The following is a 20,139-nucleotide window of genomic DNA, read 5'->3' as shown; positions in this document are numbered from 1 at the left end:
TTTTTGAGTAGTCATTTATGAAAAAAACACATCATTTAGCTCGACTTATTACTGTTGCTGTTTTTTTTTCCTTACTATTGATTATCCTGATTTGGCGAATGGTCGATCTGACTGTTTTACATAGGCAATTTTTACAAGGGCAGGGGAATGCTCGAAGTTTACGGGTAATTGATATTCCAGCGTACCGGGGAATGATTACTGACAGAAACGGTACGCCTTTGGCTGTAAGTACACCTGTTGAATCTGTATGGGTTAATCCTAAAGAGTTTTCTCCTGACAAGGAACAGTTCATGCAGTTGGCAAAATATTTGAACCTTTCTCCTAAAGCGTTAAGTAGAAAAGTAGTAGATGCTCAAAATCGCGAATTTCTTTATTTACAAAGACAATTACCGCCACCTCTTTCAAAAAAAATTGAAGCACTAAAAATTCCTGGTGTGAATTTCCAAAAAGAATTTAAACGCTATTATCCTGATTCCGATAGTATGTCTCAGTTGTTAGGGTTTACTAATGTAGATGATCAGGGATTGGAAGGAATAGAACTCGCTTATCAGGATTGGTTGATGGGCGTTGTGGGCAAGAAACGCGTAATTAAAGATCGTCTGGGTCGAGTTATAGAAGAGTTGGGAGTGATAAAAGAACCACGCCCAGGACATGAGTTGTCCTTGAGTATTGATAGACGATTGCAATATCTGGCATACAGTGAATTAAGCAAAACCGTTGAGGAATTTGCAGCCAAATCAGGATCTGTAGTGGTACTTGATACTGAGAATGGTGAGATTCTCGCTATGGCCAATGTCCCATCCTATAATCCTAATTCTCGTGGTCGCTATGATAAAGACACATACAGAAACAGAGCGTTAACCGATACTTTTGAGCCAGGTTCGGTCATTAAACCCTTCAGTATTGCCAGTGCCCTGGAAACGGGTCTGTTTACTCCTGATACCATTATAGATACCAATCCAAGCTGGATGATTGTGCATGGCCGTACGGTTCGTGATATACATAATTATGGTGTATTGGATGTGACCGGAGTATTGCAGCATTCCAGTAATGTGGGAGTAACCAAAATGGTCTTGGCAAGCCCTCCTGAGCAGCTTATTGGGTTATTACAGCGAAGTGGATTTGGGCAAAGAACTGAAAGTGCTTACCCAGGTGAAAGTGAAGGCGGAATCGTAAAAGCTAAAGATGCTAATCCCTTCGTTTTGGCAACTTTAGGTTTTGGATACGGTCTCTCTGTTACTGCGCTGCAGTTGGCTAAAGCGAGCTTAATCTTTGCTAACAAGGGACAATTAATTCCAGTAACTTTAATCCATAATGATACCCCAACACCTGGAGTACAGGTGATACAACCTAAGACAGCAGAACAGGTGTTATTAATGATGGAAGCGGTTTTAGGCAAAGGCGGGACAGGAAAGGATGCTCGAGTACCTGGTTACAGGGTGGCAGGAAAAACAGGAACTGCTCGGGTTGCCGGAAAAAATGGTTATAAAGATAGAAAATATACAGCCAGTTTTATGGGTATCGCTCCGGTATCCAAGCCCAAATTTGTCGTAGTAGTTATTATTCATGAGCCTACGCGAAAAGGCTATTACGCCGCTGCAGTTGCGGCTCCTTTGTTTGCTAAAGTGATGTCAGGGGCATTACGTTTATTTAATGTACCCACTGATGATCCGGTTGGGTAATGTACTGTGTGTTTTCACTCGAAATGATGTTTGGACAGCCTGAGATGATAATTCGGGATCATATATAAAAGCTTTGCTTTGACTCAGGTTATTCTATATAAGAATATTTATCATAATGAGGCATAGGCTCATGGAACTTACTCAATTATTAAAACCCTGGTTGAATCAGGATGTAACCAATTGTGATCTGAACGATATTAAGAATGACAGTCGATTGATTCAAAAGGGGGATTTGTTTATCGCATACCCTGGGGCTGCATCCGATGGTCGACTGTATATTGAGAAAGCAGTTCAATCAGGTGCTGTTGCGGTTGTTTATGATCCGGATAATGTACCCGCTTCCTTTAAATTGCCTGTCTCGGTGCCTTGTGTACCTGTACCGCATTTAGCAGAGAAATTAGCGCAAATTGCCAAACGATTTTATCAGGAACCCGGTAAATCACTAACCGTTACTGGCGTTACTGGCACCAATGGTAAAACTACAATAGCTTATCAACTGGCGCAAGCACATGATTTGCTCGGACAAAAATCTGCTTATATAGGTACTATAGGCCAAGGGAATGTACAACTGCTCAAACCTTTAGACAATACAACACCAGATGCTTTGTGTTTACAAAAGTTGCTATCTCAGTATCAAAAACAGGGCGTAAAACAAGTCTGCATGGAAGTATCATCACATGCTTTAAGTCAGCATCGTGTTGACAGTATTGATTTTAATCAGGCACTGTTTACTAATTTGACTCTGGATCATTTGGATTATCACCACACTATGCAGGCTTATGGTGAGGCAAAGGCCATGCTGTTTACCAGAGAGGAATTACAATGGGCAATCATTAATCAGGATGACGAGTATCAGCATTTAATCAGCCGTTCCATCAAGCCACATGTCAAAATAATTACCTACGGTATGGGGCCTTCCTGTGATGTAAAAGCAGTGACATGGCATAGTGATCTTAACGGTACTGAAATTGAAGTTCATTCTCCTTGGGGAATACATCAATTAAACATTAAAGCCCTTGGACAGTTTAATATCTATAACAGTTTAGCGGTGTTTAGTAGTTTAATGATTAGCGGGTATGCAGCGGACACAGTCATTCAGGTTATGTCCCGCCTAAAAGCGGCACCTGGACGCATGGAAATAGTGGCGAACTCTCCATACGTTCTGGTGGATTATGCCCATACTCCTGATGCTTTGGAAAATGTATTAATGACATTAAATGAATTAAAAAAAGGTCATTTGTGGGTGATTTTTGGTTGTGGTGGTGATAGAGATAAAACAAAACGTCCAGTGATGGGTAAAGCAGCCAGTCGTTATGCGGATAAGATTGTAATAACCAGTGATAATCCAAGAAGTGAAGATCCTTCGTTAATCGTTGACGAGATTGCTCAGGGAATTCCTTCGTCTACCCCGGTTACCAAATTAATTAATCGTGAAGAAGCCATTGCGCATGCTCTAAAGGGCGCGGAGAAGGACGATATTATTCTGATTGCTGGCAAAGGTCATGAAGCCTATCAACAGATTGGTTCTGAAAAACTGGCTTTTTCTGACCAGGAAGTGGTCAGGCGATTAATCAAGGAATAATAGTCTAAATGCCTCAGTGTGATTTTTGCACTGAGGCTGATGAATTGTCAATCCGTCCTGTTCAAAACCCTATTTATTCAAAAACTACATCTCGTTCATATCCTGTTTCAGTGTATGTCGCTGCTTCATTGCCTCAAGAAAAATTAACCAGCAGCTTTATTATTCGATTGATTAAGAATTCATATATTCATTATTGAAAATAAGAGGAAGAAATTAAGATTGGCTTAATCTTTATGCTCTATTTTACCGCATTGCTTAATTTTTGAGAATCAATCGGATGTCTACTGAAATATTTTATTGGGATGGTTTAATCATGGATGAGGCCATAGCGGATAAATACGTAGAGGTTATTAATCAATTAAAAAATGGAGCACTCCAGGGGGCAGGTTTATCTCTGAAAAAAATGCGTAGTCATCGCGTTTTTAGTCTGAGTACCAGCTATAGCGGCCGATTATTGTTTACATCTCGAGTCATTAACCAAAAGAAATGCCTGATATTTTTAGAAGAACTTCCCAATCATGATTATAAAAATTCAAAATTTTTAAATAATCCAGCAACGTTAAATCAATTTATTGAAAAAAATAATAATGATTTCATGGAGATAGTTGATTTTGAAGAAGAGTTTATGGACATTGATGATTTTCCTGTTCCAATGGACATAGATGAGAAAGAAAAGCGACTGTATACCCCGGTTGAATATTATGACCAGGAATTTATCGTTTTAAACAATTCTCAAAAGGAAGCTAAATTTGCAAGAGGGCCAGCAGTGATTGAAGGTCCTCCTGGATCAGGGAAATCATGTGCCGCGCTTTCATTAATAGCCAATTCTAGACCAGAATTGAATAAAATACTGTACTTAACATCATCTCCTGCTTTGGTTTCTCATATGGAGGAGTTATATAAAAGCCTGCCTGCTTCTATGGAAAGTCCTCCTGGCCGGGTAGTTTTTAAGTCCTATGTACAATTAGTACATGAAACGGATCCCGCTACGAAGGATAAAAAAATTGTTGGACAAAAGAACTTTGCCAAATGGTTTGCAGATTATTGCGATAGAAAAGAACAACTGCTAAAAACTCAAAAATCAGAGTTAAAAAATTCAAAAAAAAAGAGACCTCAAAAGAGGATTCAACATCTGCCTCAAGAACTGCTGGATGCAGGGAATGTTTATCAGGAGTTTAGAACAACAGCAGCTTACTCAGAGTATGTTGATACCCAATTTGGTACTAGTAAAGAATATACAAAGCTAAAATATGAGGCATTGGGTGAGAAGCATCAATCCTTATTCAAAAAGGAACATCGTTCCTGGCTTTATCAAGCATATCAAGACTATGCCACATACTTGAGACATACCAATCGCCTTGATCTCTCTTTTTATCGTCTGAAATCAGATGAATTATTCGATATGGTTGTTGTCGATGAAGGACAGGATTTTTCAAAAGCCCAAATTCAGGATATAACCGCACTGACCAGTCCAGCTTTGCAAATTTATTTTTGTCGGGATTCTCATCAAAGCTTGGAAGACAGTCAATCCTCAGGTCCATTTATCCATGAGCATTTGTTCAGGTTAGGTAAAAACATGGGTATTAAAGCCCAACACATTGAACTTCCCTGTTCCTACAGAGTGTTTCCCAATGCACAACCTTTAGTTGATAGAATATTGGATTTGCGTATGAAATTGATTGGTGGGCGCGCCGATAATCTTGAATACGTCCAACTACCCATGACTGTGGAGCAGAACAGTACTTTAGGATCCGTTCATTGGTTTGATAAAGTACCTGAGGCTGTACATAGTGCTTTGCAAGAGGCAACTCAAAGCAGTGATTTAATCATTATCACCTTGCCCGAGTTTATAGAAGAAGCTAAAAAATTCTTCAAAACTGATTTAGTCTATACAGTAGATCAAGTTAAAGGCTTACAATTTCCCGTTGTTGTCCTTTATAGAATGGCTGAAGATAAAGCTTTGGAAGACGCAAATAAATTGCTTGGAAATCCAGAGCACTCTTATTTAGGAAGTAGTTCTACCACGAATCGTCCTGCTGAGGGAGTAGGCAATCCCAAGTTTGGTCCTCCATTAAATCGCTTTTTTACCGCGGCAACACGCGCACAACAGCAAATCATAGTAATTCAACCCCCGCAACATAAATTCAGTCATGTAATCAATGCCATGAGATCAGTTGAGCAATCTAATGAAGAGTTTAAAATTGAGCTGAACAAACAAAGTTACTCTGAAGAAAAGTGGTTGGATTTGGTCAAAAAACTTATCCGCAAAAATGAAATACCTCTTGCTAAGAAAATTTATATTCAGCATTTAAAGAAAGCACCGATTGAATTTAAAGAATTTCTAAAGGAAATGACGAGTCCTTATTCAACCTCTAACCCAAAATCTGTTGTGAAGAACAAAAGTACCCTAAATACGCAACAACACGCTGCGTCGAGTTCATTTAGTTCCAATGATTTCAGTACGGTAGCTTCAGTCAGTACATTGGGTATTTTTTCTGACAGAATGACTCACAAAGAGATCTCTGCATTTAAGAAAAAGAGAAGGGGTAGACATCAATCTATTATCAGCTCAGGTACTTCAAATAGTTCCAGGGCTCCGAAACCTCTCTCCTTAATCGCTCAAGGTACAGATAAACGTAATCAACAGGATAATAAACATCCGGAAATCAAGAAGTCTATACCTTTGCAGCAGCAGAATTTGTCAAAACTTCCGGTGGGCAGGCGTTACACCCTGGGAACCTCAATGGATGAGTACTTGAAAGGAATACAAAACAGCTCAAATCCCGGATTGCATTTATCCATAGAGTTATCCAATGGAACTCTCGATACTCAAAAATTGAATATCTTATTTCTCAATGTTCCGGAGTTAACTGAATTAATTACCGTCGATCAATTATGTCAAGTTGGAGAGCAAGCCCACACGTCACTTTTAAGCCAGCTTTGCTCGCCGTATATTGAATCCAGACATACTCTGCTTAATTTTTTGTTTGAAAAAGATCCTGAATTAATTCAGATATTTGCAGGCGGTTTACAGTGTTATTTACTTTCATTTCAAGAGATTCAAGAGGGACTTACTAATGAAACAAGTGCAGCGCTACTGGATATTTTTCAGAAAAAATCAGTGGATTTCCGTGATATTCAATACTTAAACACAACAGGTACTGGCAAAAAAATCTTGTTAAAATTGGCAAATGAACTGAATTGGAGTACTGAGCGATTACAAAAAGAATTACAAAGCATTTCAAACAACCAGCCTGAGCCAAATTTTTCTGTACCCTTCCAACGGCAACATATTATGACAACTATTCAACAATATCATTTGTTTGCCTCTCAGCTTAACGAGCTTAATGAAGCATCATGGCCGCAAATTATTGCCAGAAATAATACAGACGATATTTCAAGAAAAATAGTAAGGCTTATGATACAAGGCAATTGTATTGGTGCTGAATTATGGAATAGTGCTTCCTCTGTTTGCTTGTTGGATTTCTTTAATCATGTATGCAGAGAGTCAGCGGTTCGCGAAAAGCTTAGTGAAAATGAAATTGAGTTAGCTATGCGAGTGATAACGAATCTTGAAAGCAATCCTGGCTGGAGCATTATAGAGCAATTAAATTATATTGATCTCGAATTATGTGCTCCTGATCTTGATAGCACCTGCATTTTTTCAGGAATTTTGCGTACAGTTCGTACTCACTTGATTCTTGAAAACAGATTGCTCAACAAACTTTATACTCTGAATATAAAATTTTGGGGTAATACTGTCGGACAATTTAAGGACGTTTTAGTTAATCCCCATCGTACTCAAGCCATATTAGACCGGCTTTCTGTTAATGATGCTGTAGCAATAAAGGCATGGAATTCTCTAAATGAAATGGAGTTTAAAAATAATCCTTCAATGTGTTCGCTACAGTTTTTCATAACCTGCAAAAATGCAATGAGTCCAGCAGAGTATGAGAAATGCACTTTGCTTCAGGATATTATAGTGTGGTTAGAGGCTGATAAACCTTGGGAACTAGAGACTTATTTTAACTACATCACTCAATGTCTGAAATCCGGGGAATTGGGGCGATTTAGTCTGTTAGCCGGGTATTTGAGATTTGCACATGATTATCTTGCTAAACAGTTATTGCAGGAACGGCTCAATCAAAGACAAGTGATTACTCATCCTGAACAGGTATCAGTACCAGAACATAGTGAACAGCGTACTACGCACTTGATGCATGAAGCTTCAATTACTGAAGACGAGGCAGACGAAGAGCATTCTGTACCCGGAATGAGGGCTTGTTCCTAGGATGAATTTACAACTCTTCAATTCAAGCTTAATGTCCCGCCTGCGCGGCGCATTCTATCAGCCTTAAATTATTCTGGACAAAATGCTTAATGTTCCATTTCAAAAGTAATTGAGATCTCGCTAAAATGGCCTTCTCCGGGAGGGAGAAGGCCATTTTAGCGAGATCTCGATTGGAACATTGAGCATTTTATCAATAAAAACTTAAGGCTAATTGGACGTCCCAGCCTTCTCGAGGATGACTTATAAAAAATGATGAACTCTCAGGAACAAGTAGCGGGACCTCGAAATCGGAACTGTCAACGCGTCTTAGATGGATCTTTTACTTGGTAGAATAAATCATTAAATCATATTCTCCATGCAACAAAGCATCCTTGCTTTTCTACAGTCATTATAGGATATTGCTCAGTGTAATGTTCGCAATGTGAGGTTGGTTTACACTGGAGTTAGTATTATTTATCTGATTATCAGCAGGAGGAAAGAAGGATAATTGAGGAGCTAGTTTCATCGCACTGTTTAAGGTTTTTTGTTTTTGAATAACTGCATCCAAATTGGGATTACAATGAACCAAAAGATTCAGGAATTGTTCTCCATCTGAGGATTGTAAAAGCATTTCTAAAGGCGATGATTTATGGAGTTCCTGAGTTAATAAATTACATTTTAGACAAAGAAGATCTTCAGTAATCTCTTTTGCCATCTCTGGATTTTTATCCAGGATTATCTTCAGTATTTTATGCCCCTCAGTTGTCGATGATAACCAGAAAAAAGCGGAAGTATTGGCGAATTTGCCAATATCAGGGCCTCTTTTGTTGCATAATGCGGATGCAGTAATTCCTTGAGCAAGTTCGGAGTTATTGTCTAATAGTTTGAGTAATGTGTGTCGTCCACATGAAGTGGATGAAAACCAATGGAATGCGGAAATAGCGCTGGTACTATTATCTTCAATATCAGTGAGCAGACATAATGTTTCGGCTGTGACAGATTGTGCCAATGCCGGATTTTTAGTCAACATCTGATAAAAGAGCATTTGTCCCCTTGTATTTTCTGCAAATAAGCACAAGGAAGAAATATTGGTGTATCCAGTCGAGTTTTTTGGACGAGCTGTACACAGCGTTTCCTTAGTAACACTGTGTACCAGAGAGGGCTGTGTTTTGTAGATCTTGGTCAGGACATCTATGCCTTTTGGATCTGTCAGTAACCAGAATAAAGTTGAGGTACCTGGTAGAGTTATAGCATTTAAAGGGCTTATAAGATATAAAGCTTTGCTGCTAATTGTTTTGGCTAGTTCTGGATTAAGATCCAATAATTGATTCAGTAATTCTCGACCATCAGGATTAGCGGCAAGCCAGAAAAGCGGTGAAGAATGACATTCTGGGTCATTTGGCAAGCTAATAATGTGGCATAGAGCATCAGCAGTCATGCGCTTCGCTATTTCTGGATTGAACTCAATTAATCGCTTTAAAATGTCTCTGCCGTCTTTTTGTCCACAAAGCCAAAATAGGGGCGATGCATCCACATACATCTGATTCGGTGAAGTACAAATTCGGCTTAACTCTTCAGCAGTAATTTCTTTGGCCAGGTTTGGGTTAGAATCCAATAACTTACTGAGCAGAATACGGCCAGCAGCACTCCCTGTGAGCCAGAATATTGGTGATGTATTGGGATCAGAATGAGCTTTTGAGCTGAGCGTCATATATAGATTCTTGCCAGTTAGTTTCTTTGCTAAATCAGGATTGGCATCAACTAACCGGATGAGTAATTCGCGACCCTCTGCTGTTCCTGCAAGGACAAAGAAAATGGATGTATTGGAGTGATCATCCTCTCTTTGTTGAAAAGCGTAATAAATACTATCCGCATTAATATTTTTAGCTATCTCAGGATTAAGGTCTAATAATCTATTGATTAACGCGATACCTTCAAGTGTGTTGGCTGCATAGGATAATGGTGAATGATGGGCGTTTTTACCCATTGCGACAGTACGTCGTCGACATAAAGCTTCCGCGGTGATTCCTTTGGCAAGATTCGGATTGAGGGTCAATAATTTGTTCAGGAGTGCACGACCATCACCAGTTGAAAGTAACCAGAACAATCCTGATACATTGGAAAATATTTGCGCATTGTATGAAAGCGGCCGACATAATGCTTTGGCGGTTAATTGTTGAGCTAATTCCGGGTTGAGATCCAATAATAAATTTAAAATGGCTCGTCCTTGAGCAGATGACGTAAGCCAATAGAATGCTGATGAACTGGTTTCGTCACTATTAGTTTGTTTTCGTACTATGCATAAAGTCTTACCAGTAATCGTCTTACCCAGATTTGGATTTTGAGCTATTAATTGAGCTAACAAAGTCAGCCCGGTGGTTGAACTTGAAATCCAATACATTGGCGGAACTAGTTCTAAAGTTTCTGTAGGTTTGGGCTCAGGTGAATAATTCAGGAATTGATCGTCAAGTTCCTTTCCTAACTCCGGGTTCAGTTCTAGAAGTCTGTTTACAAATTTTCGACCTTCAATATAAGCAAGTAGCCAATATAATGCTGATAAATTGTGATGTGCAATCGTGTTCGATATAGGAATATAGGTTAAGGACGATAGTTTGATGTCTTTTGCTAGAGTACTATGACAGTTTAGTATCATTTTCAGGATTAATCGACCCTCATTATGTAATGCAAGTATGAGGATGGAAGGGATGTCTTGTGGTGGATCACATTGACAAAGAATATCTGGAGTGAACGCCTTGGATAAGACACTCCAATGTTTATTTACCTGTTGAATGATAAAATCGCTGAACTGAGCGTTATTTATGAGCTTCGTGAACAAACAGGTTCCATCATTCAGTCGATGTTGAAAAAGAAGTTTGGCCGCTGATTTGTGTTTGAACAGGTTAATAATGGATTGTTCATTGAGTTTAATTAATAATAAAGAAATATAGGTATCATACGGGGATATGTTAGATGGTTTCACAGCAGCAATACTGGGTTTATGTACTGGGCTGATATCTATGCTTACGCTGTTTTTTTCATTATCTTCCGGTTTACCTCTGTAATCAGACTGTTCGACTTTAGGTTGTATGTTCTTTTTCTTATTTTTTTTTCTACTCGAAGACGTTACGCTTGTTCCGGCAGTGTTTTTTTCTTTTGGAACGACTACGTTAGGCTGCTCCTTTTTTTGAGGTAAAATGTCAGCCTGAGCAGGAGCAGGAGCAGGAGCAGGGTGATCAGTTTGGGTATGAATACTTGATCGCGCATTTATTTTTTCGTCAATGGCAGTCGAATCCAGTTTTAGATGAAATTGCATCAGTTCTCTGGCGACTGATATTCTCCCTTCAGCCAAATGATGTTCAATGACTTGTTCCCATTTTAATAGTTCATTTTCAGGTTTACTTTCTTTTAATGATGTACTCACTTCATTATGGGGCAGTTTCCCTAAAAAGTGTTCTCCCAACTCAATCCAACGAGTGCTAATTTCATGGACAAATACATCGGATTGAGAGCGAGTGATAGATACATACAGGGCATTTAATGTATTCCATTGTTCTAAAGTTAATTCGGTATTGTCAGGTTTTTTAATTTTTTGCAGTAAACTATTGAAACACTTATTGCTTGAGAAAGGTCTCCATAAAATCACGCGATCAAAATCCAGTCCAATAGCCTCTCTGGCGGTCAGGATATTATTAGTATTTAAATTTTTGTTAATAATCGCTCGTTCACCAGGATCCAGATGCTCGGCAATAACAACAGTACTTGTTAATGCGCCAAATTCACGTATTTGTTCCATACTTGGGGTATTAATCCAGCTTACCAAGCCTCCGCTGGCATGCATGGATTCAATAGCATGGTAGTTACGTCGTTTACTACCTCCATCTAACGTATATTTAACCTGCATCAGTGTATTGGCCACTTCTGCTACTTTGGGTCGGCATCGCCATGTTTTTGGCAAAGGCTGTTCTGAGTAAGCCCCATAATATTGATGCATGAGCTCTTTGAGGCAACTGAGAATATAAGGAGAGGAAATAAGGCATTGTTCATTGTCAAGACAGGCCACAAAATGTTGATCTTCTGCGAATACTATTAAATCACACAGCGCTACTGGTGGCAGATTTTGTGCTTCATCACAAAAAACACTGAGGAATTTTAGATTTTTTGAACTATTTAATCGCGTTACCATCGGATCGAGAAGCTGATGTTTGTTTAGGTGCAATTGCCACAGATCAAGTAAATTAATTAATTTATTTTGCATTTCCGGATTTTTGGAGTAATAACACTGACGATTACCCAGATTCAAATATTTATTAATTCCAAGCGCAACAATCAAACTGAATTCATAATGAATAACATCGCTGGATACTTTTGGCATTTTGTCTTTTAACCAAAGGGAGAACTCGTGATCCGGGATTAATTTTAAATCAGGATGATGTTGTGTCAGTAATCCCTGCCAGGTTGAAAATAAGACGTTCGGGCTATTTCCTAATTGGTCTGATTTATATTGCTCTTTCAAAGCGGTTATCAAATTGTCGGACTGAGAGATAAACAATACTGGAGATACAACTGATTGTTCCGCTGTAGTGTTTTCCCAATTTGAACTTAAAATTAAAGAATAATAATTAAGGATTTTCAGCATCAGATTATACAAAATTACCGTTTTACCGGCACCAGGTGGTCCATTCAGTATTAATGGTGTTTTTTGCAGCATGGCGTTTTGTTGGGAGTCATCCAATGCCAGAGTTAGTTTATTGTAGGATACAGCAGGGAGCAGTGACAGATTGCCTGATGTGGGTTCCGGCGCTTCTTTATACGGATCATCATCAATAGTGATTGCTTCAATATTGCCCGAATTTTTACTGCGTAATTGCCGTTTAACCTGTCCGTAATTATGATCATTTAGGGCCAATACCAATAAAGTTTTTTTTTCATTATGGAGTAGGTAGGTATAAATCAAACGATTTTTTTTATCTGTTTTTGCTCGAAAGACATCTTCGTTGTTGTATTTTGCTCCCTTTAATTTTTTTACATTAGGATAACGAAGGGTTCTGGACAGAATATTATTAATTAAATCAGAATGTTGGAGTAGTTCTGTCGAGTCAATGCGCGTTTGATCAAAGAGTATTTGGGGCATATAAAAATACCTGTAGTGTTATCTTTCCTTTGCTTAAGAAATTATGGTTCTAAATGTGAGCGCATTGTAACTAATTAGTGATCGATGTGTCAAAATATTAACAAAGTGGTTTTAATTTTTAATTGCAGTTATGTATCGATAACGGTCAATAAATCAAAGAGGAAGATGAAGTTTTTATCATGGGCAGTATTCAGGATTCTGTAATCGCATTATAAACAGATGGGAAGTTCTGATGCATTAAATCGATATACAGTGAAAAATTATGGCGATGTTGATGTTGTTTGCGCAATCTTAGAAAGGCCAGTTCTTTGTTTGGCGCATCTTTGAGTATTCTGGTCTCAATCACTGGATTGTATAGTGAAAGGACTAGTTCATGCCATGATTGGTGTTCATCGCATGTTATTTCAGTAGACAGGTCAGGTTGGGCATAGACGGGTTCAGGTATGTTCATGATCTTGTGTATTTGCTGACTGATTAAAGCGACAGCCCCGTATTTGGCTTCCATACTATGGCCCGCTATATGAGGGGTACATAATGTGGCTTTTTTAATGATTCGGTGATCGATTTTTGGTTCATTAAGATAGACATCGGTACAGTAAATCAGCTCATTCTGACTGCTCGCCAAGGCTTCTTCGTTGACTATTCCACCTCGAGAAGCATTGATGAGAATACAACCCGATTTTAGTTGATTCAGGAAGTTTTGATCAATTAGATTGTTACTGGGATGAGGCTTTGTACTGTGTAATTCTGCATGAATGCACAAGAGATCACAGTCAAACAAATCCTCAAGCTCACAACTTTGAAATGCGGTATCATCGTCAGCTTTAAGTGGATCATAAGTATGGATTTGAAAATTTAAAGCGTTCAGACGACGGTATACTTTACTGCCTACAGCTCCCATTCCGATGATTCCTGCTTTTTTGCCGTTCAACAGGTGTTTTTGTTCGAGATAAGCCAGGGTCGATACAACATAATCAGCTACCGAGGTTGCATTAGAGCCTTTGGCATCAATAAGCTTAATGTTGTTGTTTTTTAAATAGGCATGATCGATATGATCAGTTCCACTACTGGCCGTAGCAACATATTTTAATTGATGATCTTTCAGCAGATGATGATTTACTTTCAATGTTGATCTGCACAGCAGGATGTCTTGTTTATCCAATAAAAAGGGAATTTCTTCTGGCTTATTATAAAGCGTCAGAATAAATGGCAAGGGAAATGCTGCTTCCAAACCGGGGAGAGTGGCATCGGCAAGAATGTTCATAAATTAAATATAAGACTCAGTAGATAGAGTCCACCGTTTATCAGAGGCAGTAATATATATCCCAGGACATTAGTGAATATTAAGATGACCAGAATCAAAAATCCATAAGGTTCAATTTTTTCATAGACCATGGCCTGTCTGGGAGGTAACAAACTGCTGACTACTCTACTGCCGTCTAGTGGTGGTATGGGAATAAGATTTAAAAAAGCCAATACCAGGTTTATTATCATCCCGGCTCTGGAGGTAACCAATAAAAACAGTCCGGCCATTGAGGTTTCAGGATGTAAAAAAGTAGCTATTTTAAAACATCCCGCCCATAAAAAAGCCATAAGAAAATTAGCAAACGGTCCTGCTAAAGTGACCAGTATCATATCTCTTCTAGGATGGCGTAATTGATTCCAGTTTATAGGTACTGGTTTCGCATAACCGATGACAAAATTAAAATGGGTGAGTACTCCGGCCAGTATAGGTAACAGGATGGTTCCTATGGGATCAATGTGTTTGACTGGATTTAAACTTAATCGACCAAACATTTTTGCTGTAGTATCACCACATTTAAATGCTACGTAGGCGTGAGCAGCCTCATGTAAGGTAATGGCTAATAATACAGGGAGAGCCCAAATACAGACTTGTTGGATTAAGGTAAATTCTTGCATTAATCATTCTATTATGAAAATCAGGATTTGATTCTATCCAATTCTTGATGCGATTAACAAGAAATATGTTGATAAATAATGATGAATATAAATTGACCATTAAAATGAAGGCAAAGAACTTCACAGCTGATTTTAAGCATTGGTCTTGGCTAAAACAGCTCCATCTTATATGATGCTGTATAGCGTATTATTTATAAAGGATTTGGTAGATGACTCAATTTGAACGAACTTTTAATCTGATGAAGAAACCCTGGGCAATCTTTCTTTATGCAGCTCTGGTTGTTTTGATCTATTTTTATGTAGACATACCAACGGCTGTTTATTTTCATCAGCTAGACGTCCGCAAAAATCTTCCTGCCCTTAATGTATTAACTGCTTTCGGACAATGGAAAGCCTATATTATCTTATTTATATTCCTGGGGTTTCATTCGCGATTCATTCAAAAAAACGATCGTTTTGAAGCAAAAATCTGGTATCTGTTAGGTTGTGTTTTCATCCCAAATCTCATTGGTTTTATTCTGAAAGTTTGTGTGAGTCGGGCACGTCCGGATTTATTATTTTCTAATAATTTGTTTGGTTTCTACTGGTTTCAAACTAAAGATTTATACTGGTCTTTTCCCTCTGGCCATTCTCTTACTGTAGTAGGCCTGGCTTCTGGATTAGGCGTTTTGTTTCCAAAATATTTCTTTGCATTTCTTGGTCTGGCCATGCTTGTAGTACTTTCCCGAGTATTCCTATACCATCATTACTTAAGTGATGTAATGACCGGATTTTATTTGAGTATTTTGGTAGTTGGCTTTTTTACTGAATTTTTAAAAAGGAAACATTATCTTATTAAAATGAGATGAGCCTGGGAGTCAGTCTGATTAAAGGAGTAATTATGACTATAGAAGCGGAATTGGAACGACTGGTAGAGGTCTATGCGACATTTGATTCTGAGCACAATTGCTATGTTGGGAAAAAAGAGAAACTAAATTTGTTATCTTTAGAGAGTGATTTTGTTAAACTGGTTAATCAACAACTCCTGGAACATGGACCATCAAAAGAGGCAATAACCAGTCAATACAGAAAAATCAGTGTAAAATTTCATCCTGATCGAAAGTCGACGTATTCTCCTGAAATCAGTTGGCTTGAACACAATTTGTCGGAAGGAAGAAATGATGGTGCCTGTTTCAAGGTATTGAACTTTTGCAATGACAAATTTATCAATCCGGAACAATTTAAAGACTCTAAATTTGCTGATATTAAAACCAAAGAGGATTGTAAAAAATGGCTGGACGGTTTAAAAAATCAGGCGAACACTTATACGGGGCGAAGCTTGTATGATAGTTTGCAGGACTTGCTTGATCAATCGAGTAACTTTTTCGATGATGCTGGAAAGATTAAACCCACTGGCTTAAGAGTCTTGATAAAATCCATCCCGGTAATTTTTTCTACTTATGGAACCTTTATCTTTGCGGAAGAATTATTTGCCGTTTATGCGCTCTATTTTATTATGTTAAAGAGCGGTCAATATCTTGAGACCTGTAAATCATCTGAATTAAAGAGTATAGGCAAAACCCTTCAGGAAATAAGTACTATTACAGCCACTGCGACCACAACGTTTATGGTGCGTTTGCTTGAGATGATATTCTGGGCTTCACACCAGTGTCTGGATGTGAGCTTACAAATTGGCTCTTCTATTTTAACACCATTACTTCCTGTTCCCTCTTCAAGTCAGGAAAGCATGCCTGAGGAGGATTCGAGCAAGTGTATGGATCTCATTCTCGCAAGTCAGAATATGCAAGAAGGTATGCAATTTCGGACACCTGAATTAAAGGTAATTTCAGCCCCACTTGAGTCTTATCTGGGATTGAATGCTCAGCAATTTTTTCGTGGCTTCCGGTTAGGCCAGGAGAAGTTTCATGCAATAGAAGCGTTTTTATTCCGCATGAGAGTATTGGATAACAGTCCTGGTTCTATTGAATCTAAATTGACACAGGCTGAAGATGAACTGCGTAAAATTAAAGATAATCCAAAAGTTTATAACAGCACCACGGCTGCTGCAGTAGATCGGGCAAGGCGAATAATTGATCTATTAACTGAGTCCGATGTTTCCGACCGCCAGTTAGTGGTATATACACCAAGATAGTATCGGATACCCAGTGATTTTTGTACAAAACTCAATATTTTACTGAACTATTTAAGAGGGATATTTAATGTGTACAGGGAGGTCAGCGGGTTAACTCCAGATAAATCCGGAATCCGTCATCTCGAACGAAGTGAGAGATCTCCTGAAACCGGCATGGTGCCTGTATTTGGAGATCCTTCACTGCGTTTCGGATGACGAAATTTCCGGGGTTATTAAGAAGTTACATAAAATGCTGATCTTGAATTGATTTAAATAGTTTTTCTATATTAATCAATTTCATAAATAAGTGACTGCACTCAAATTAAAATTAACCTCTTGAATTTACACCCGTATCTCTGGCAAGATGCGGACTGTTTTGATATTCCAGTGAGGAACCATGAAAATACTCGTGGCAGTGAAACGTGTGATAGACCCTTATGTAAAAATTCGTGTCAAATCGGATAATTCAGGAGTCGAAACGCAAAATATAAAAATGGCAATGAATCCCTTCGATGAAATAGCTATTGAGGAGGCTTTACGTCTTCGCGAAAAAAACTGGGCAACTGAAGTTGTTGCAGTGAGCATAGGAGACGACAGTTCGCAGGAAACCTTGCGTCATGCGCTGGCTTTAGGCGCTGACAGAGCAATTCTGGTTCGAAGCGGTCAGGTATTGGAAAGCTTGAATATCGCTAAAATTCTGAAAAAAATTGCCGAAGAGGAACAGCCAGATTTAATCTTGATGGGCAAACAGGCCATAGATGGTGATAACAATCAAACTCCACAAATGCTAGCGGCTATTTTAGGCTGGCCTCAGGCAACTTATGCTTCCAACTTAAATGCTCATACCGATGGTCTCGAAGTCACTCGGGAAATTGATGGTGGCCTGGAAACCATAAAAGTGCAATTACCTGCGGTGGTGAGCACTGATTTGCGTCTTAACGAACCCAGATACGCAAGCCTGCCCAATATAATGAAAGCAAAGCGCAAACCTTTGGATGTGCGTGAACTTGATTCTTTAGGGCTTTCTTTGAAAAAGCATATTGAAATTTTAAAGGTCAATGCACCTGCTGTTCGCAGTGGTGGAATCAAAGTTGAGTCAGTGGCGGCATTGTTGGATAAATTACAACATGAAGCCAAAGTGCTTTGATAAGGAGAAGAGATGAGCACTTTAGTACTTGTGGAACATAATAATCAAACAATACACCCATCAATACGAAATGTATTGGCTGCAGCATTGGAAGTGGATAATAAACCAACCCTTCTTGTCGTTGGGCATCAATGTAAGGCAGTTGCAGAGCAAGCCGCTCAGTTAGCAGGAGTACAAGCAGTCTGGCATGTTGATAATCCCTGTTATGAACATCAACTTGCTGAACAGATCAGTGATTTGGTCGTTTCATTTGCCAGTTCATTTGATGTAATCCTGGCGCCTGCCAGTACTTATGGCAAAAATATATCTCCCCGGATTGCCGCTTTGTTGGATGTGGCTCAAGTGTCCGATGTGACTCGAATAATTGACGCGAATACCTTTGAACATCCTGTTTATGCAGGTAATGCGATTGAAACGGTTCGAGTTCTGGATGCAAAAAAAGTAATGACCATAAGGTCAACAGCGTTTAATCCTGTAACAGGCAGTCAAGAGGCCTGTTGTATCGAAACAATGAATCAGGAATTTCAGCCACAAAACAGTCAGTTTATCCGACATGAACTGAGCAAGTCAGAACGACCAGAACTGGGTAGCGCCAAAATCGTTGTTTCTGGCGGAAGAGGGTTACAAAGTGCTGAAAAATTTAAGCTAATTGAAGATTTGGCTGATTGCCTTGGTGCTGCTGTTGGCGCTTCTCGAGCTGCGGTTGACGCGGGTTTTGTACCGAACGATTATCAAGTGGGACAAACCGGAAAGGTCGTCGCACCTACACTCTATATCGCCGTAGGCATTTCCGGAGCCGTGCAGCACCTGGCTGGTATGAAAGACTCTAAAGTAATTGTCGCAATCAATAAGGATGAAGATGCACCTATTTTCCAAATTGCTAATTACGGATTGGTGGGTGATTTGTTTGAATTGGTTCCTCAATTAATAGAACAATTAAAGAACCGTTAGAGGGAGTTGTTATGTTAGTAGGTGTTCCAAAAGAAATAAAATCTCAAGAAAATCGCGTAGGTCTTGTTCCTTCAAGCGTAAGGGAGATTATTCGTGTAGGCAGCTCTGTATTAGTAGAGCGGGGCGCAGGTCTTGGTATCGGTATTTCGGATGATGACTATCGTAATGCTGGCGCAGAGGTTGTGGACAGTGCTGATGAAGTTTTTGCCAACGCTGAGCTGATTGTTAAAGTAAAAGAACCTCAACCCATCGAATGTAAAAGACTTCGTGAAGGCCAAACATTATTCACCTATTTGCACTTGGCTCCAGATCCTCAGCAAACTCGTTTGCTTAAAGAATCGGGTGTCACTGCTATTGCTTACGAAACAGTAACTCAGGATGACGGAGGCTTGCCTTTACTTACTCCTATGTCTCAAGTCGCAGGCCGTATGTCCATACAGGCTGGAGCGCATTGCCTCGAAATGGCACAAGGAGGCAGCGGGGTCTTGTTAGGTGGCGTACCTGGAGTGGCAGCAGCTAACGTAGTTGTTATCGGTGGTGGTGTTGTCGGCTCAAATGCGGTTCGTATGGCTATGGGTATGGAAGCACGAGTAATTGTTCTTGATCGTTCATTACAACGATTGAATGATTTGGATTTTCAATTCGGTTCCAAGCTTAATACCGTTTATTCTACAGCGGATGCCATAGAGAAGTATGTATCCAGTGCGGACTTGGTAATTGGTGCTGTTCTGGTTCCTGGCGCGGCAGCTCCCAAGCTGGTTACCCGTGCTATGTTGAAGTCCATGCGTCCTGGTTCAGTTCTTGTCGATGTGGCTATAGATCAAGGTGGATGTTTCGAAACCAGTCGCGCTACGACACATCAAGAGCCTACTTATGTAGTTGATAATGTAGTGCATTATTGTGTGGCCAACATGCCAGGAGCTGTACCCAGAACATCAACATTTGCATTGAATAATGCAACCTTGCCTTTTGTTTTAAGCATTGTAACTAAAGGCACCAAACTGGCTTTACTAAGTGATCATCATCTTTTGAACGGGTTAAATGTTCATCAAGGTAAAATTACCTATGAAGCGGTGGCTCGTGATTTAGGTTTTGATTATGTTCCTGCCAATATTGCTTTGGCTGGAAAGTAGGGTCTGTTGACAATTCACTGTTCAATTATTCAAAAATGCCTACGTACCGCGGCTTGTCCGCGGTATCCAGAGATCTCCTCGATAGTGCGGACAAGATTTGCCACGTAGGGGGGTATAGAGCAATTATCAACAGACTCAAGTTGACTCAAAAGTTTTTATGGAATCTGTATAGATAAACATTGTCTGCGTGAACCCCAAGAAACGTCATCCGGG

The 20,139-nt window shown here is 39.3% G+C and carries 11 protein-coding genes; 8 read left to right on the top strand and 3 right to left on the bottom strand.

Features of this window, described 5'->3' with window-relative positions:
• Nucleotides 1-17: 17 nt before the first annotated feature.
• From IZU94_RS07800 to IZU94_RS07790, 3 genes are all read left to right on the top strand, one after another.
• The gene (locus IZU94_RS07800) at nt 18-1,682 is read left to right on the top strand and encodes a peptidoglycan D,D-transpeptidase FtsI family protein (protein ID WP_203109629.1); all 1,665 of its coding nucleotides are present in this window, start codon (nt 18-20) and stop codon (nt 1,680-1,682) included.
• A gap of 130 nt (nt 1,683-1,812) precedes the next feature.
• Complete coding sequence (locus tag IZU94_RS07795) at nt 1,813-3,264, top strand: UDP-N-acetylmuramoyl-L-alanyl-D-glutamate--2,6-diaminopimelate ligase (protein ID WP_203109627.1); 1,452 nt, start codon at nt 1,813-1,815, stop codon at nt 3,262-3,264.
• Between the two features lie 277 nt (nt 3,265-3,541).
• A complete protein-coding gene (locus IZU94_RS07790) occupies nt 3,542-7,555 on the top strand; it encodes a UvrD-helicase domain-containing protein (protein WP_203109625.1) in 4,014 nt (1,337 codons plus the stop codon).
• A gap of 388 nt (nt 7,556-7,943) precedes the next feature.
• On the opposite strand, the gene IZU94_RS07785 is transcribed toward IZU94_RS07790, so the two are convergent.
• The 3 genes from IZU94_RS07785 to IZU94_RS07775 all read right to left on the bottom strand — a co-directional run bounded on the left by IZU94_RS07785 (nt 7,944) and on the right by IZU94_RS07775 (nt 14,585).
• Nucleotides 7,944-12,665: a hypothetical protein gene (locus IZU94_RS07785; protein WP_203109623.1), complete on the bottom strand. Its 4,722-nt coding sequence runs from the start codon at nt 12,663-12,665 to the stop codon at nt 7,944-7,946.
• Nucleotides 12,666-12,855: 190 nt separating this feature from the next.
• Nucleotides 12,856-13,929, bottom strand: coding sequence for a 4-phosphoerythronate dehydrogenase (locus IZU94_RS07780; protein ID WP_203109621.1), 1,074 nt, complete (start codon nt 13,927-13,929; stop codon nt 12,856-12,858).
• Nucleotides 13,926-14,585, bottom strand: a complete 660-nt coding sequence (locus IZU94_RS07775) for a site-2 protease family protein (protein ID WP_203109619.1) — start codon at nt 14,583-14,585, stop codon at nt 13,926-13,928. Before IZU94_RS07775 ends, IZU94_RS07780 begins: the two co-directional genes overlap by 4 nt.
• Nucleotides 14,586-14,794: 209 nt before the next feature.
• Between IZU94_RS07775 and IZU94_RS07770 the strand changes: the two genes are divergently transcribed.
• From IZU94_RS07770 to ald, 5 genes are all read left to right on the top strand, one after another.
• Nucleotides 14,795-15,433 carry a phosphatase PAP2 family protein gene (locus IZU94_RS07770; protein WP_203109618.1) on the top strand — a complete coding sequence of 213 codons (639 nt, stop codon included), beginning with the start codon at nt 14,795-14,797 and terminating at the stop codon, nt 15,431-15,433.
• Between the two features lie 32 nt (nt 15,434-15,465).
• A complete protein-coding gene (locus IZU94_RS07765) occupies nt 15,466-16,716 on the top strand; it encodes a J domain-containing protein (protein WP_203109617.1) in 1,251 nt (416 codons plus the stop codon).
• A gap of 376 nt (nt 16,717-17,092) precedes the next feature.
• Nucleotides 17,093-17,842, top strand: coding sequence for an electron transfer flavoprotein subunit beta/FixA family protein (locus IZU94_RS07760; RefSeq protein WP_203109616.1), 750 nt, complete (start codon nt 17,093-17,095; stop codon nt 17,840-17,842).
• A gap of 12 nt (nt 17,843-17,854) precedes the next feature.
• The gene (locus IZU94_RS07755) at nt 17,855-18,793 is read left to right on the top strand and encodes an electron transfer flavoprotein subunit alpha/FixB family protein (RefSeq protein ID WP_203109615.1); all 939 of its coding nucleotides are present in this window, start codon (nt 17,855-17,857) and stop codon (nt 18,791-18,793) included.
• Nucleotides 18,794-18,804: 11 nt separating this feature from the next.
• Entirely contained in the window at nt 18,805-19,926 is a 1,122-nt protein-coding gene (gene ald, locus IZU94_RS07750; protein WP_203109614.1) for an alanine dehydrogenase, read from the top strand.
• Nucleotides 19,927-20,139 lie beyond the last annotated feature (213 nt).

The sequence above is a fragment of the Legionella bononiensis genome (assembly GCF_016786215.1).
Classification (GTDB): domain Bacteria; phylum Pseudomonadota; class Gammaproteobacteria; order Legionellales; family Legionellaceae; genus Legionella; species Legionella bononiensis.
This window is presented reverse-complemented; position numbering and strand designations above follow the sequence as displayed.